General features: G+C 70.0%; 15 protein-coding genes and 2 tRNA genes. 11 read left to right on the forward strand and 6 right to left on the reverse strand.

The window, feature by feature from the left end; translation table 11 throughout:
- Positions 1–45: 45 nt before the first annotated feature.
- The 5 genes from ABD256_RS38735 to ABD256_RS38755 all read left to right on the forward strand — a co-directional run bounded on the left by ABD256_RS38735 (position 46) and on the right by ABD256_RS38755 (position 4,433).
- Positions 46–1,278, forward strand: a complete 1,233-nt coding sequence (locus tag ABD256_RS38735) for an MFS transporter (RefSeq protein WP_344430414.1) — start codon at positions 46–48, stop codon at positions 1,276–1,278.
- 107 nt (positions 1,279–1,385) lie between these two features.
- Positions 1,386–1,676 carry a hypothetical protein gene (locus ABD256_RS38740; RefSeq protein ID WP_344430416.1) on the forward strand — a complete coding sequence of 97 codons (291 nt, stop codon included), beginning with the start codon at positions 1,386–1,388 and terminating at the stop codon, positions 1,674–1,676.
- 184 nt (positions 1,677–1,860) lie between these two features.
- Complete coding sequence (locus ABD256_RS38745) at positions 1,861–2,169, forward strand: hypothetical protein (protein ID WP_344430418.1); 309 nt, start codon at positions 1,861–1,863, stop codon at positions 2,167–2,169.
- The gene (locus tag ABD256_RS38750) at positions 2,169–3,854 is read left to right on the forward strand and encodes an alpha/beta hydrolase (RefSeq protein WP_344430420.1); all 1,686 of its coding nucleotides are present in this window, start codon (positions 2,169–2,171) and stop codon (positions 3,852–3,854) included. The genes ABD256_RS38745 and ABD256_RS38750 overlap by 1 nt, the downstream gene beginning before the upstream one ends.
- Positions 3,855–3,968: 114 nt before the next feature.
- Positions 3,969–4,433, forward strand: coding sequence for an LppA family lipoprotein (locus ABD256_RS38755; protein ID WP_344430422.1), 465 nt, complete (start codon positions 3,969–3,971; stop codon positions 4,431–4,433).
- A 109-nt stretch (positions 4,434–4,542) separates the two neighbouring features.
- Here the strand turns inward: ABD256_RS38755 and ABD256_RS38760 are convergent, their stop codons facing one another.
- From ABD256_RS38760 to ABD256_RS44565, 3 genes are read right to left on the reverse strand one after another with little or no spacing between them, the layout of a single operon-like run.
- Positions 4,543–5,787: an aldehyde dehydrogenase family protein gene (locus ABD256_RS38760; RefSeq protein WP_344430467.1), complete on the reverse strand. Its 1,245-nt coding sequence runs from the start codon at positions 5,785–5,787 to the stop codon at positions 4,543–4,545.
- 56 nt (positions 5,788–5,843) lie between these two features.
- Positions 5,844–6,563: a M50 family metallopeptidase gene (locus ABD256_RS38765; protein ID WP_425546594.1), complete on the reverse strand. Its 720-nt coding sequence runs from the start codon at positions 6,561–6,563 to the stop codon at positions 5,844–5,846.
- Between the two features lie 25 nt (positions 6,564–6,588).
- Entirely contained in the window at positions 6,589–6,966 is a 378-nt protein-coding gene (locus tag ABD256_RS44565) for a hypothetical protein (protein WP_425546595.1), read from the reverse strand.
- 320 nt (positions 6,967–7,286) lie between these two features.
- On the opposite strand from ABD256_RS44565, the gene ABD256_RS38775 reads away from it, so the two are divergent.
- The 3 genes from ABD256_RS38775 (at position 7,287) to ABD256_RS38785 (ending at position 10,435) form a co-directional block, all read left to right on the forward strand.
- Positions 7,287–8,102: a ribosomal RNA small subunit methyltransferase A gene (locus ABD256_RS38775; protein ID WP_344430425.1), complete on the forward strand. Its 816-nt coding sequence runs from the start codon at positions 7,287–7,289 to the stop codon at positions 8,100–8,102.
- A 25-nt stretch (positions 8,103–8,127) separates the two neighbouring features.
- Positions 8,128–9,459 (forward strand): amidohydrolase, encoded by a 1,332-nt coding sequence (locus ABD256_RS38780; RefSeq protein ID WP_344430427.1) that lies wholly within the window; start codon positions 8,128–8,130, stop codon positions 9,457–9,459.
- Positions 9,460–9,526: 67 nt separating this feature from the next.
- On the forward strand, positions 9,527–10,435 hold the full coding sequence (locus tag ABD256_RS38785; RefSeq protein WP_344430428.1) for a S1C family serine protease: 909 nt from the start codon (positions 9,527–9,529) through the stop codon (positions 10,433–10,435).
- Positions 10,436–10,444: 9 nt separating this feature from the next.
- Here the strand turns inward: ABD256_RS38785 and ABD256_RS38790 are convergent, their stop codons facing one another.
- A complete protein-coding gene (locus tag ABD256_RS38790; protein WP_344430430.1) occupies positions 10,445–11,971 on the reverse strand; it encodes a helicase HerA-like domain-containing protein in 1,527 nt (508 codons plus the stop codon).
- 102 nt (positions 11,972–12,073) lie between these two features.
- Between ABD256_RS38790 and orn the strand changes: the two genes are divergently transcribed.
- A complete protein-coding gene (orn, locus tag ABD256_RS38795; protein WP_344430431.1) occupies positions 12,074–12,682 on the forward strand; it encodes an oligoribonuclease in 609 nt (202 codons plus the stop codon).
- 70 nt (positions 12,683–12,752) lie between these two features.
- Positions 12,753–12,828 (forward strand) — tRNA-His (locus ABD256_RS38800).
- Positions 12,829–13,037: 209 nt separating this feature from the next.
- Here the strand turns inward: ABD256_RS38800 and ABD256_RS38805 are convergent.
- Entirely contained in the window at positions 13,038–14,258 is a 1,221-nt protein-coding gene (locus tag ABD256_RS38805) for a L,D-transpeptidase (RefSeq protein ID WP_344430432.1), read from the reverse strand.
- 164 nt (positions 14,259–14,422) lie between these two features.
- Between ABD256_RS38805 and ABD256_RS38810 the strand changes: the two genes are divergently transcribed.
- A tRNA-Lys gene (locus tag ABD256_RS38810) sits at positions 14,423–14,495 on the forward strand.
- A 72-nt stretch (positions 14,496–14,567) separates the two neighbouring features.
- Here ABD256_RS38810 and ABD256_RS38815 read toward each other — a convergent pair.
- Positions 14,568–14,741, reverse strand: coding sequence for a hypothetical protein (locus ABD256_RS38815; RefSeq protein ID WP_344430434.1), 174 nt, complete (start codon positions 14,739–14,741; stop codon positions 14,568–14,570).
- Positions 14,742–15,001 lie beyond the last annotated feature (260 nt).

Below are 15,001 nucleotides of genomic sequence, written 5' to 3' on the forward strand. Positions count from 1 at the left end.
TGCTGATCCACACTGGCTGCGCAGCCGATCACGAAGGAGTCCTCCATGACAGTCACGGCGAATCCGGCCACGGCACGCGGGCTCCGGCCGTCCGCCGCGGTCGGAGCCGTGGGGTACGCGTTCGCCGCGACCATGACCGGCACCACCCTGCCCACCCCGCTTTACCCGCTCTACCAGCACGAACTCGGCTTCGACACGCTGCTCACCACGGTCGTCTACGCGGTGTACGCGGTCGGCGTCCTCGCCACGCTTCTCCTGCTCGGCAGGGCGTCCGACGTGGTGGGCCGCCGCCCGCTGCTGCTCGCCGCGATCGCCGTCTCGGCGGTCAGCGGGCTGGTGTTCCTGGCCGGGCCTTCGCTGCCCGTGCTGTTCGCGGGGCGGGTCCTGTCCGGGTTCTCCGCCGGGCTGGTCACCGCCGTGGCCACGGTGGCGATGGCCGAGCTCGCCGGGCCCGCGCACCGCGCGAAGGCCACCCTGGTCGCCACCGCGGTCAACATGCTCGGCCTCGGCTGCGGCCCGCTGCTGGCCGGTCTGCTCGCCGACCACGCGCCGTCGCCGCTGCACCTCCCGTTCGCGGTGCACCTCGTGCTGCTGGTGCCCGCAGCCGTGCTGGTGTGGCGGATCCCGGAAACCGTCACGCCGGGGCCGCTGCGCGCCGCGCTCCGCCCGCAGCGGCCCGCGGTGCCCGCCGTCGTCCGCGCCGCGTTCGTGCCGTCGGCGATCGCGGTGTTCGCCGCGTTCTCGGTGTTCGGGCTCCTGACCGCGGTCGCGCCCGCCTTCCTCACCACGGTCCTGCACCAGCCCGCGCACACCCTCGCCGGGCTGCTGGTGTTCGCGATGTTCGCCGGGTCGACGCTGAGCCAGCTCGCGTCGTACCGCTGGCGCGCCGGATCGGCGTTGCCGTCCGGCTGTCTGGTGCTGGTGCTCGGCCTCGCCGGGCTCGCCACCGCCGTCGGCACCGAATCCCTCCCCGTGCTCGCGGTGAGCGCGTTCGTGATCGGGGCCGGGCAGGGCCTGAGCTTCCGCGCGGGGATGGCCGCGATCACCGAGCACTGCCCAGCCGACCGGCGCGCCGAAACCGTCTCGGCGTTCACCGTGATCGCCTACATCGGCATCTCGGTGCCGGTGATCCTGGTCGGCGCCGCGTCCGCGCTGTTCGGGCTGCCCGCGGCGGCCATGACGTTCACCGGGGTGACCGCCGCGCTCGCACTGGGCGCGCTGTTCGCGATCCGCCGGCACGCGAAGCGACCGGGCTCCGCCGCCAGTCTGTCCACTTAGGACATACTGCCGCTACGGCATTCGGGCGTACCGCACCAGCTGCTTCCCGATTTTTCGCGATCACGATTAGTATTGAACGTTTCCCGGTCAACGGCCAGGAGGCGTTCGTGAGCACGACATGGCTGGTTTCGCTCCTGCTCCTCGCGTTCGTGCTCACCGGATGCTCGGCCGCGCTCGACCACGCCGCCAGGCACGAAGAGCAGGCGAGCCTGAGAATGGGCGGCTGCCGGCACTGCGGCGCGGCCTGGCACGGCAACCAGCGCTGCACGTCCTGCAAACGCGTGCTCGTCACCTGGAAGCGGCCGATGGCCAGCAAGCTCTTGCGGGGCGCGGGTTTCTGCGTCGGGATCGGCGCGGTCGCGGTGTACCTGCTGGACCTGCTGGCGTCGTTCCGCTGATCACGGGGACATGACAGGCGCCATGCGCGGCTGCCGTGAGTAGTCCTGCTCACGGCGGGTTGAGTAAGCCCCAGCGTGCGCGATTCGTAGTGCGGGTGTCACGATGGGGTGAACGGTCACGATGTGCCAGGTCATGGGCACGCACGATGACCAGACCCACTGTTACGAGCCGGGGAGGGCTTGAATGGGTTTCATCACCGCGCCGGAAGCGTTGAGAACGGCGGCGAAGGATGGCCACGCGGCGGTCGGCGCGCTACGCGGGGCAGACTGCGGCAAGCCGGTCGCCAAGATCGCAACTGCCTTACCGGGGGCGAAGTGCACGAGCAACGCCACCACGTTCTCCGACAGCTGGAGTCAGACCTACACCCAGTTCTGCGACGGGGCCGAACAACACGCGTCCGCGTTCGCGACCGCCGCGGACGCCTACGTCGCCGGTGATCACGCCGCGGCCGGGGCGATCCCGGGTGGCGACGCGCCGGGCGGTCCGGCCTGATGGTCACCATCGCCGACATCAAACAGTGGAAGCCCGAAGTGCTGCACGAGGTCGCCGACCTCATCCGGCAGCGCAGCCAGGTGCTGATCCATTCCGGTGACGACTACAACCGGCTCATGCCCATGGCCTCCTGGTCCGGCCCCGCCGCCGACGCCGCCCATGGCACGCACAAGCAACTCATGACCGTGCTGGAGTCACTGACCGTGGCTGTCACCGGTGTCGGCAAGGGGTTGGCGCAGGCATCCGATGCGATCCCGCCGCTGAAGGACGCGATCGAGTCAGCAGAAGAGCTGGGCCGCAAGTACGGCTTCACCGTCGGCGACGACGGCAACCTCACCGACACCTTCGCCGGTCAGGACCCCCCGCCGGAGATGCACCCCGAAGACCGTGCCCGAGCACATGATCAAGTTGTCGCCGACCTCCAGCAGGTCATCCGCACCGCCGAGGACATCGACAACGACCTGGACTCCCTGTTCTTCCGTGCCACCGCCGCCGAGGCCATCGACTTCCACCAAGGAACCGTCGCCTCGGCCGCCGCGCAAGGACTTCAGGAGATCGGCCTTACCCTGCCCGACCCGCCCGCGAACGGCACCCCCGCCCAGAACGCGGCATGGTGGGCCACCCTGTCGGGCGCGGGAAAGTCGTTCTACATCCAGGGAAATCCGGAGAGGGTCGGAGCCCTGGACGGCCTGCCAGGCGCCGATCGGGACACCGCGAACCGGGCCGTGCTGGGTCGCCAACAAGCGGATCTGCGGCGTCAGCGCGATGACCTTCAACACCGGCTGGACGGCATGAAGGAGTCCGATCCACGGCAAATGGACGAGTACCACGAGTTGGAGGACCAGCGCGACAAGATCGACGGCAAGCTGGCCGAGCTGGGCAAAGTCAAGGAGGTGATCGACAAACCCGGTGGCCGTCAGCTGCTCGTGCTCGACGGCAGCGGCGACCACGTCAAGGCCGCGGTCGCGTCCGGGAACGTCGACACCGCCCGCAACATCGCCACATTCACCGGCGGTTTCGGCTCGACCGTGCAAGGCGATCTCAACGATTACGACGACCAGATGGACCGGATCCGCAGGGACGCCAGCGAAATGGCGTGGCGATCGGGGAAAGAAGAAGAGTCCGCAGCTGTGACGTGGATGGGCTACGACGCCCCTCAATCCGCTGATGTGGTGACAACGGGCAAGGCTGAGGCCGGTGCGGGAAAACTGACGCCGTTCTTGCAGGGTCTGGACGCCGCCCGGGGCGACGACCCGGCGCGGCAGATCGCGATCGGGCATTCCTACGGTTCCACCACCACCGGGCTCGCGTTGCGCCACGCCGATGTCGACGCGGCGATCTTCGCCGGGTCCCCCGGAATCGACACACACAACCTCGGCGACCTGCACGTCCCACCCGGCCAGTCCTACGTGCTCAAGAACCACGATGATCCGGTCGCAAAGGCGGGTGTGTTCGGCGGGCCTCCCGAGACCATCGAGGGCATGCGGCGGCTGTCCACCGAGCACGTCGTACGGTCCGACGGACAGGAACTGGACAGCTCGACCGGGCATTCCAGCGTGAAGGAGTACCTGCGGCCGGGCACCACCAGCCAGCACAACATCTCCGCCGTCGTCGCCGGCATCCCAGACCAGCGCGACTTCGACACCACATCCACCGAACTCCCGTACACACCCGGACTGAAGTAGAAACCCACCATGCCCCCACACCACACTCGCCGAGCACCCTCACCAATCGTCGCCCTTGCTGGCGCCTTCGCCGTGGCGGGGTTGCTGGCCGGGTGCGGCGGGGAAGGACCCAGCGTGTCCGACGCCTACCGCGAGCTCATGCAACGACCCGACATCGAACAAGCCCAGGAGATCTACACCACCATGCTCACCACCATCCGCGAAAGGCTCACCGCTGAGCTCGGCCGAGCCTGGAAACAAGGCGATGACCTGAGCGGCTCCGGATGCGGCAACGGCTACCCCGGGCTCGACGCCGACGGCGAGATACGCCGCCTGCCCCGATGGGACTCGCCGGGGAATCTGCCCGACGCGCAGTGGCCGCGCGCGCAGGAACTCGTCGGGCAGATCGCCGCGACCTACGGCTTCAACCCCGCCCCCAAGGTCTTCAAGGACGCCCCCAGCAACCACGACGTGGTCTACCGCAAATCCGACGGCGCGCTGCTGAACTTCGGCACCGGCAAAAACACCTCAGTACGGGTCGATACCGGCTGCCACCTCACCGTCGAAGCGCACCGCCGCGGCAGCCCCAGCAAGCCCTAGCACGGACGGCTGCACACCAAGCCGTGCGACACAGAGTTCGGTTGACCCGCAAGAGTGTCCGCAGGAACACCCTGACGTTCCATCTAGTCCCGATCGGCTCCCCTGCAGGTCAACGCCTGTCCGGCACCACCGCGTACTGGCGCACGTAGAGATCGGTGTAGGTCACCGGGCCGCGCGGGCCGGGGACGCGATCGAGGTTGATCCCGGTCTCCGGCACGGCGAGCAGCTTGAAGCCGTCTAGCAGGCGCGTCGGCGCGTTCCAGAAGACGCCGGTGCCGGTGTAGCCGTCGAGGAAGGCTTCGGCCGCGGTCTCGTCCTCGGTCGCGATCCCGGCGGCGAGCCCGGAGGTCTGTTCGTTCGCGATCCGGACGGCCTCGGGCAGGCCGTCGACGACGGCGACGGTGACAGTGGCTTCGCGCTCGGAGTCCAGCGCCCATTCGTAGCCGATGGGGTGCTCGTGGGGCGCGAGGGACGGGGTCACGCCGCGGCCGTCGAGCGCCTCGGCGATCACCGGCCACAGGGTGTCGTGCACGGCCGAGTGCACCAGCAGCAGGTTCAGGCGGTTGCACACGCCGAGCCGGTCCAGGCTCGCCGACACCAGCGCGCCGACCTTCTCGGAGTCCGCGCCCTCGTCGATGTAGAGCACGCCACCGCCGTCGGCGTGGGCGAGCGTGCGCACCCCGTGCCGTGCGGCCGCCAGGGCGAGCGAACGCGTGCTGTCACCGCTGCCGCGCAGGATCACCAGCGGCACCAGCTCCGGCAGGCTCACCAGCGCGGCGGCGGCCTCGCGCTCCACGCGGGGCACGAGCTGCACGACGTCGGGCTCGATCCCGGCTTCGGCGAGCGCGGGCGCGATCACCACTTCGAGCAGGCGCTGCGCGGAGCCGAGCGCGGCCGAACCGGTGCGCAGCACGCCACCGTTGCGCGATTTCACGAGCTGGGAGGCGACATCCACGGTGACATTGGGCCGCGCCTCGTAGTTCGCCCCGATCACGCCGACCGGGCGCCGCCGCTCGACCAGGCGCAGCCCGTCGTCCAAAGTGGACACCGGGACGCTGCGCTCCTGGTGCGGCGCGCCGGCGAGCAGCCGCAGTTGATCCGCCATGCCGGTGAGGCGCTCCTCGGTGATGGTCAGCCGGTCCAGCAGACCGGCGCTCATCCCCTCCGCGCGCGCCTTCGCGACATCCGCTTCGTTCGCTTCGAGTACCGCGGCGCGCCCGTCGAGCAGCCGGTTCGCCATGGCGAGCAGCGCGGAGTCGATCCGCTCCTCGGGCGCTGCCGCCAGCGATGGCGCGGCCGCCTTCGCCGCGCGAGCGCACTCCTCGACCGCCTTCGCCACCTCGTCGGCCACCATCTCACCCTTCGTCAGCGCGGAACACCAGGTCACCAGTGTGCCGCACCGCGCAGGAGCTACTTGACCGCGGGCTCGACGAGCAGCAGCCCGCCGAGCACCAGGCAGCCGGCGACGAGCAGGAACAGGATCGACACCCACAGCAGCGCGGGCACGCCGGTGAGCCGGGCCAGCTGGTCGGCGTCCGAGTCGCGCGCGGCGCCCTGGCGGCGCTTGACCTGCAGCTCGAACACCGGCCGCACACCGCCGAACAGGAAGAACCAGGTCAGCAGGTAGACCAGCCACGACTGCAGGCCGGGCGGGGCCACCAGCCCGATCAGGGCCAGCAGACCGGCCGCGACCAGCACCGACAGCACGCCGTAGGCGTTGCGGACCATCACCAGCACCCCGAGCAGCAGCACCGCCGCGATCACCAGCAGCGCGCTGGTCCGGTTCGCGGCCAGCAGCCCGGCGAACGCGAGCCCGAGCAGCGCCGGAGCCGGGTAGCCCGCCAACGAGGTGAGCACCATGCCCGGCCCGCTCGGCCTGCCCCGCGAGACCGTGACCCCCGAGGTGTCCGAGTGCAGCCGGATGCCCTGCAGCCGCCGCCCGGCCAGCAGCGCCACCAGCGCGTGCCCGGCCTCGTGCACGATGGTGATCCCGTTGCGCGCCAGCCGCCACGGCGACCCGGACAGCACCAGCAGCAGCGCGACACCGCCGGTGATCAGCGGTACCGGCCCCGCCGGATCGGGTTGCGCGGTGAACAGCCCGGACAGTCCATCGGTGTTCGGCAGCTCCACCCCGCCACCTCACCACACGACGGGTCTACCGCGTGTTTGGCCCTGTGCTTCCCCTTCCTTCCCCGAGGCCGACCGTGGCCGCCGGAACGCCGTACCGGTGGCGCATCTCGTCGGCGAGCCTGCGCTCGTCACGGGGGAACACGTCCGGATGGCCCGCCCCGCGCACCAGGATCAGCTGCGCCGAGAACGGCCCGATCCCCCGGCAGCTCGCACGGCTTCTCCAGCGCGTCCACCGCGCTCGGCTCGCGGAGCACCCCCGGTAGCGCGCCACCCTCGTCGGCCGCGTCCGCACGCGCGGCGGGCGTGAATCCTCGAGGAACCGCACGGAAGCGGAGTGGTCGAACGACCCGGCGACCGGCACCTCGGTGCGCACGATCTCGGCCAAGACGGTGTTGGTGTGCACGGGAATGCTCCCCCTCGCTGCTCGCGAACTCCTGACTCGGCGACGCTAGCGCGGGGCACCGACAAAACCGGATCGGGAAAAGCGATTGCCACGACTGCTAGCTTCGCGGCATGGGAACTTTGTGCTTCCGCTGCACGGTGTTCGCCCGGTTTCGCACCGGTCGCGCCTGAACGCAGCGGCCACCTCGCACCCTTCGCCTGGTTAGCACCGGCGTAGTCACCCGCCTCCGGTCTCTTCACCGGTAGGCGCTCCCTTCCACGGCATGTGCGCCGCTGCGTCATGAGTCTTCTCCTTTCCTCCTCATGACGTGGAGCTTTCCCATGCCCTCGAAAGGGTCCCGCCGCAATCCCTCCGGCGTGCACTTCCTCGCCGACCGCCGCATCGTCGACGGCCTCATCGAATCCTGTCCCGTCGGTGACGGCGACCTCGTGCTCGAACTGGGCGCGGGCCAAGGCGCCATCACGGTCCCGTTGACCAGAACGGGCGCCGAGGTGATCGCGGTGGAACGCGATCCCGAGTTCGTCCGCCGCCTGCGCGCCAGGACCGACGGCGCCGCGCGGCTCCGCGTCGTCACCGCGGACATCCGCACGTTTCCCCTTCCCGCGCAACGCTTTTCGGTGATCGCGAGCATTCCGTACGCGATCTCCACGACGGTGCTTCGCCGCCTGCTCACCCCGCACCGCACCGCGCTCGACCGGGCCGCGCTGGTGGTCGAATGGGGGTTCGCGAAACGGGTCAGCGCGGCCGTCCCGCGCACCGCCGAACTGGCGTGGTGGGCAGCGAGGTTCACCATCCGGCTGCGGAACCGGGTACCGGCCAGGTGCTTCTCCCCCGCGCCGCGCGTCGACTCCGCGCACCTGGTGGTCGAACGCGCCGCGACCGGCGGCAGGCGCTTCGACCGTGCACTGTGGACACTCCTGGACGCCTCGTACCGGGCGCCGTCGGCACCGCTGCGCCAGTCGGCGGGGCGGGTGCTGCCCTACCGCAATCCCCATCGCGTGCTGCGGGCCGCGGGCCTCGACCCGGACGCCCGCGCGGACACCGTGCGGCCGGGGGGGTGGGCGGATCTGGCCCGCCGCCTCGCCGTCGACGACACCATTGCGTGGCCGCCACTTCCGAAGGCGATACGCGAATGACGGTGCCGGTGCCTACGATGCGGCGGTGACCTCCGAACCCACCACGCCGGACGACTCGTACCTCCGCGCGCTCACCGAGTCGACGGCGGCCGCGGTCGCCGCCGCCGAACCGCTCACCTCACCGCACGCCGGGGCGGACGCCGAGACGGCCCAGCAGGTCTCCGCCACCGTCGACGAATGCGCGGCGGCACTCGTCGCGCTCAGCCGTGACCTGCACGCGCATCCCGAGGAAGGGTTCGCCGAGCACCGTTCGGTGAACGCGCTGGCCGAACTGCTGCGCGCGCACGGGCAGCAGGCCGAAGTCGGCATCGGCGGTCTCGACACCGCGCTGGTGGCGGGCACGCCGGACAACGGCGGCCCGCACGTCGGGATCCTGGCCGAGTACGACGCGCTGCCGGGGATCGGGCACGGCTGCGGCCACAACATCATCTGCACCACCGCCGCGGGCGGGTTCCTCGGCGCGGCCGCGGTCGCCGAACGCCTCGGCGGCCGGGTCTCGCTGATCGGCACCCCGGCCGAGGAAGGCGGTGGCGGTAAGGAAACCCTCGCACGGGCGGGCGTGTTCGACGACGTCGACGTGGTGCTCATGCTCCACCCGTTCAGCCACGACGTCGCGATGCACCCGTTCCTCGGGCGGCGCCAGCTCGAAATGGTCTTCCACGGTGTCGGCGCGCACGCGGCGGCTCAGCCGTTCATGGGCCGCAACGCGCTCGACGCCGCCGTCGCCGCCTACCAGGGCGTGGCCGCGCTCCGGCAGCAACTGCCCTCCAGCGATCGGGTGCACGGCGTGTTCACCGACGGCGGAGCGAGGCCGAACGTGATCCCGGAGCGCGCCGCGCTGCTGTTCTACGTGCGCTCGGCGCATCCGGACACGTTGCGCGACCTCGCCGAGCGGATGACCAGGATCGCCGAGGGCGCGGCCGCGATGCACGGCTGCGGCGTGGAGCTGACCTGGGACGGGCTGCCCGCGTACCTGCCGATCCGGTTCAACACCGCGCTCGCCGCGCGCTGGGCGGAAAGCCAGGCCGCGCGGGGCCGGACGGCGCTGCCGCCCGGCATCGTGCCGGAGTTCCTCACCGGGTCGACCGACCTGGGGAACCTGTCCTACCGGATGCCCGCGATGCACCCGATGATCAAGGTCTCCGCGGATACCGTTGCCCTGCACACCAAGGAGTTCGCCGCCGCGGCCGGGTCGGCCGACGGTGACCTCGCGGTGGTGGACGGCGCGATGGGGATCGGCCGCACCGCCGCCGACTACCTCGCCGACGCCGAACTGCGGGTCGCGGTGCACGCGGAGTTCGAGGCCGCGGGTGGTGCCATCGACGTGCCGTCGTTCTTCTCGGCGGGCTCTCAGTAGATTCTTCTCAGCGTTTTCGCGGGGATATCCACAGCCTGTTCACAAGCGCGGGCACGACCGTGGAGTCATGACCGAGAACGAGTTCCGGCAGGGCCCCGCCGGTGGGTACCAGCCGCACCAGCAGCCCTATCCCTACTCGAACCCGCTCTTCCAGCCCCCGCCGCCGAAGAAGAAGGGCAGCAGGCTCGCGCTGATCATCGGCTCCACCACGCTCGCCGCCGCGCTCGTCGGCGGCGTCACGGGCGCGGCCGTCGCCGGGCTGGACAGCAGTGCGAGCGCGACGACGAGCGTCAGCGCGCAACCCACCGCCGCGCAGAGCACGGACGCCACGAGCGCCGCGGCGAAGGTGCTCCCGAGCGTCGTCCAGGTGACCACCCGGACCAGCCAGGGCGAACTGCTCGGTTCCGGGGTGATCATCAGCGCCGACGGCAGGATCATCACGAACGCGCACGTCGTCGCTGGTGCCGAGGGCCCGGTGACGGTCACGCTCTCGGACGGGAAGCAGTACCAGGCGACCGTGCTCGGCTCCGACGCGAAGGCCGATATCGCGGTGCTCCAGGCACAGGGCGCGAGCGGGCTGACCGCCGCGCGGCTCGGCGATTCGAGCACGGTGAAGGTCGGCCAGGAGGTGCTCGCGATCGGCTCGCCCGGCGGGCTGCAGAACACCGTCACCGAGGGCATCGTCAGCGCGACGAACCGCAGGCTCTCGGATTTCGCCCAGCGGCAAACCGATCCGCGGGCCCGCCAGACGAGCGACGAATCGAGCGCCGCGCCGAGCTACACCGCGATCCAGACCGATGCGGCGATCAACCACGGCAACTCCGGCGGCGCGCTCGTCACCACGGCCGGCCAGGTGATCGGCATCAACTCGGCGCTCTACAACCCCGCGCGGAGCGAGGACGCGGGCAACATCGGCATCGGGTTCGCGATCCCGGTCAACGACGCGAAGGCCATCGCGGACCGGATCACCGGCTGAGCGCGGCGGTCACCGCCGCCGGTTGCCGAACAGGCCCCTGGTGACCTCCCGGCCCAGCGCGCTCGCCGCGGACCGCATGAACGACTTCAGCGCCGGGTTCTTCATCGCCTGCTCGACGAACCCCGGCCCGTCGGCCTCCTGCTTCGGCTGCGGCGCCGCTGTTTCTTCAGGCGGCGGCGCCTGGCCCGCGTTCACCTTCGCCGCCAGCTTCTCGTACGCCGACTCGCGGTCGATCGTCTCGGCGTACTTCCCGTTCAGCTCCGACGACTGCGCCGAGGCGACCACGGCGTCGTCCCCGATCGACCCCATCTTCGACCGCGGCGCGCGGAGCCTCGTCCACGCCACCGGCGTCGGCGCACCCCGCTCCGAAAGCACCGTCACGATCGCCTCGCCGATCCCCAGCGAAGTCAGGGCCTGGTCCAGCTCGTAGTGCTTCGTCGTCGGATACGTCTTGACGGTCTTCGCCAGCGCCTTCTGGTCCTCCGGCGTGAACGCGCGGATCGCGTGCTGCACGCGCGCGCCGAGCTGCGAAAGCACGCTGTTCGGCACGTCGGTCGGCAGTTGCGTGCAGAAGAACACCCCGACGCCCTTCGACCGGATCAGCTTCACCGTCTGCTCGATCCGCTCCAGGAACGCCTTCGAGGCGTCGCTGAACAGCAGGTGCGCCTCATCGAAGAAGAACACCAGCTTCGGCTTGTCGAGGTCGCCCGCCTCCGGCAGCTCCTCGAACAGCTCCGCCAGCAGCCACATCAGGAACGTCGAGAACAACGCGGGCTTCGACTGCAGGTTGTCCAGCTCCAGCAGGCTGACCACGCCCTTGCCGTCGACCTCGCGCATCAGGTCCGCGACGTCGAGCTCGGGCTCACCGAAGAAGTCCTCGCCACCCTGAGCCTCCAAATTGGACAGCGCGCGGAGGATCACGCCCGCGGTCGCCGCCGAGACGCCACCGATCCCCTTCAGGTCGGCCTTGCCCTCGTCGCTGGTCAGGTGGGTGATGACCGAGCGGAGGTCCTTCGTGTCCAGCAGCGCCAGCCCGCGCTGGTCGGCCCAGTGGAAGATCAGGCCGAGCGTCGACTCCTGCGTTTCGTTCAGCCCCAGCACCTTCGACAACAGCACCGGCCCGAAACTCGTGATCGTCGCCCTGATCGGCACGCCCTTGCCGCCGGTGCCGAGTGAGAGGAACTGCGCCGGGAACGCCGACGGCTGCCAGTCGTCCCCGAGTTCCTCGGCGCGCTTGGCCAGCTTGTCGCCCGCCTCCCCCGCGGCCGCCAGTCCCGAAAGGTCACCCTTCACGTCGGCCAGCACCACCGGCACGCCCGCCGCCGACAACTGCTCCGAGATCAGCTGCAGCGTCTTCGTCTTCCCGGTGCCCGTCGCGCCCGCCACCAGGCCGTGCCGGTTCAGCGTCGCCAACGGCAGGCGCACCGCGGCACTCGCGTCCGCGACACCGTCGATCACCACGGCACCCAGCTCGACCGCCGCACCTTCACTGACATAGCCGGCCGCGATTTCCGCCGCCGGAGACCCTTCAGCCACTGCACGCTCCGCTCACTCGAAGGACACCCGCCGCCGCGAAGCGTAAGTGACAATTCCGCAGGTTGCCCGCCTTCACTCGCCGTGTCGGGTTAGGGTTTGCCGGTGACCGACCGCCTAGTCTGGATCGACTGCGAGATGACGGGGCTCGACCTCGCCAAAGACGCGCTGATCGAAATCGCCGTGCTGGTAACCGACGCCGAGCTGAACATCCTCGGTGCCGGCCTCGACCTCGTCATCCACGCCGACGACGAAAAACTCGCCAGCATGCCCGACATCGTCCGCGAGATGCACGCCAAATCCGGGCTCACCGAAGAGGTACGGCGCTCCACCGTCACCCTCGCCGAGGCCGAGGAGCAGGTCCTCGCCTACGTGCGCGAACACATCCCCGAGCCGAACACCGCACCGCTCGCGGGCAACTCGATCGCCACCGACCGCGGCTTCATCACGCGCGACATGCCCGCGCTCGACGCCCACCTGCACTACCGCATGGTCGACGTCTCGTCCGTCAAGGAGCTCATCCGGCGCTGGTACCCGCGCATCTACTACGCCAAGCCCGAAAAGGGCCTCGCGCACCGGGCGCTCGCGGACATCAAGGAGTCCATCGGCGAACTCGCCTACTACCGGCGCACCGCCTTCGTCGCGCCGCCAGGGCCCAGCACCGACCAGGCCAAGGCCGTCGCCGCTGACGTGCTCAAACCCCCGAATCCATAACCCGATAGCAGCCCGTTGAACGGGCACGCTACGATTAGCCAGCCGAGCTGATCTCCGGGTCACTCGCATGGTGGGTGTAGCTCAGTTGGTAGAGCACCTGGTTGTGGTCCAGGAAGTCGCGGGTTCAAGTCCCGTCACTCACCCCATCGGCCCCACCCTGCTCAGTCTTCGACTTTCGCCGCGGGGTGGGGTTTCGTCATTTCTCCCAGGGGCCGAGTCCGGACCCCCGCGGTGCGTGCTCGTCACCTTGACGAGCGCCCCGCGTTGGCCTTGGACCAGCGAATGGCGGCACTCCCGGCGCTGGGGCGGCGGGTTGAGGTGCCTGCTTCGCGAGAGGTGGGCTTGGGTCTGGAAGTCAGGAAGCGGTCCAGGCTGGCCAGTTTAGTTGCCAGACGCTCCAGCCGTCGGTGGGCTGCAGCGCGGCGCCACCGCTGTTGGCGACGGTGATCAGGTCACCCTTCTTCGAGGTGTCCATGAGCCACTTGGCGTTGTCCGTCGAGAGGTTGATGCAGCCGTGGCTGACGTTGCGCTTGCCCTGCGAGCCGACCGACCACGGCGCGGAGTGGTAGAAGATGCCGCTGTTCGACATGCGGACCGCGTACTTCACGAACGTGCGGTAACCGGCCTTGCTGTCCGTGGCGACCCCGTACGTGCTCGAGTCCATTGTGTACCCGACGTGCTCGCTCATCACCGTGTAAGTGCCTGCCGGAGTGGCGCTCGAACGCTTGCCCATCGAAATGGGCATGGTGCGGGCCTCCTGGTCGTTCACCGACACCTTCATCTGGAAGGTGCCGCCGTCGGCCACCGCCACCAGCTTGTCGCCGATCGTGACGTTCGCCGCGCGGTCCTCCTTGCCGAACAACCCCTTGCCGAGGTCGCGGCCGTAGATCCCGGCCTGCACCGACACCTTCGTGCCCGGCTTCCAGTAGTCCTTCGGACGCCAGATCACCGAGCTGTCCCCGAACCAGCGGAACGCGCCCTCGGTCTTCGGCTCGGTGGTGATCTTCAGCGCTTTCTCCGCCGCCGCGCGGTCGGCGATCTTCGTGCCGAAGGTGAAGATCAGCGGCAGCCCGACGCCGACGGTCTCCCCCTCCTCGACGTTGAGCGACACCGTGGTCTGCTTCGCGGGCTTCCCGACGGTGGTGAACGTCGAGGTCGCGTTCTTCGGCACGCCGTCGGTCCCGGTCGCGGACGCCGTGACCGTGTAGCTCTTGCCGTAGCCGAGCGGCTCCTCGGACTCCCACCCCGAACCGTCCGGCTTCGCCTTGCCCGCCACCGGCGTGCCGTCAGCACCGGTGACCTTGACCGCGTCGACCTTGCCATCCGCCACGGTGACCGACACCGGCTCACCCGGCGGCACCCCGACCGCTCCCGGTGCGGGCGCCAACGTGAGCACCGCGGGCTTCGGCGGCGCACTGCTGGGCGGCTGGGCCTGGCCCTCGTGCCCTGGCTGAGCCGGCTGCGTCGCACCCCCGCTGCTGCAAGCCGCCGCCACCAGCCCGGCGGCGAGCGCGACAACCAGCACCTTGACGCGCCCCGCTACCGTCAGTGACCCAGCGCTACCCCGATCACGCATCCGAACCGTCCGTTTCGTGTGAAGACTCCCCAGTGTCCGGCTACAGTGTGCCTCACGGCACCCCGCGCGCGGGCGCGATCCCCGCAAGACACCCCCCGGTGAACGCCCCCCGGGAAGCCTGCTATTGTTTCTCCATCGCCGAGGGAAACCGACGCGGAAAACACGCGCCATTAGCTCAATTGGCAGAGCAGCTGGCTCTTAACCAGCGGGTTCGGGGTTCGAGTCCCTGATGGCGCACTCTCAAACCCCAGGTCATTGGTTTCAATGACCTGGGGTTTTGCGGTTTCTGGAACCAGTTCTTCCGTTTTCTCATCGTCCACAATGGTCGGAGACGTGCCCGAGCTGTCGCGGCGCCGGCCGTGGGATGACCTTGGCGGTGGGCTCAGCCGCGGCGAGCGCGACCTCGGGCAGCACGGTGGTGTAGGTGTCCATGGTCACGGGGATCGACGGGTGCCGCCGCGGTATGCGCTGCACGACCTTCATGTCCGCTCCGGCCCACGGTCGAGGTCGTACCGGAACAGTTCCCGACAACACGACGTCGCCGCTCGGCTCGGCGTCCCGGTAAAAGCTGCCCGAGCCGGTCCATGTTGACCACGGGCAGCGATTGCCCGCGCGGGGTCACCTGCCGCGTGAGGTAGGCGTCGGGCTTCGTTCGTCGCCATGCGCGAAACACCGGAACCGCGGCGGGGAAGGACTGCGCATCCAGCAGCCGATGCGGCATCAGCAAAACGAGAGCACAGCTC

Source organism: Amycolatopsis minnesotensis (assembly GCF_039529815.1).
Taxonomy (GTDB): Bacteria; Actinomycetota; Actinomycetes; order Mycobacteriales; family Pseudonocardiaceae; genus Amycolatopsis; species Amycolatopsis minnesotensis.

Excerpts from the sequence above, each read along its gene's own strand:
- ABD256_RS38735 (WP_344430414.1), top strand. The coding sequence starts at position 46 with ATGACAGTCACGGCGAATCCGGCCACGGCACGCGGGCTCCGGCCGTCC.
- ABD256_RS38745 (WP_344430418.1), top strand. The coding sequence starts at position 1,861 with ATGGGTTTCATCACCGCGCCGGAAGCGTTGAGAACGGCGGCGAAGGAT.
- ABD256_RS38750 (WP_344430420.1), top strand. The coding sequence starts at position 2,169 with ATGGTCACCATCGCCGACATCAAACAGTGGAAGCCCGAAGTGCTGCAC.
- ABD256_RS38760 (WP_344430467.1), bottom strand. The coding sequence starts at position 5,787 with ATGGTGGCCGACGAGGTGGCGAAGGCGGTCGAGGAGTGCGCTCGCGCG.
- ABD256_RS38775 (WP_344430425.1), top strand. The coding sequence starts at position 7,287 with ATGCCCTCGAAAGGGTCCCGCCGCAATCCCTCCGGCGTGCACTTCCTC.
- ABD256_RS38785 (WP_344430428.1), top strand. The coding sequence starts at position 9,527 with ATGACCGAGAACGAGTTCCGGCAGGGCCCCGCCGGTGGGTACCAGCCG.
- ABD256_RS38805 (WP_344430432.1), bottom strand. The coding sequence starts at position 14,258 with ATGCGTGATCGGGGTAGCGCTGGGTCACTGACGGTAGCGGGGCGCGTC.
- ABD256_RS38815 (WP_344430434.1), bottom strand. The coding sequence starts at position 14,741 with ATGAAGGTCGTGCAGCGCATACCGCGGCGGCACCCGTCGATCCCCGTG.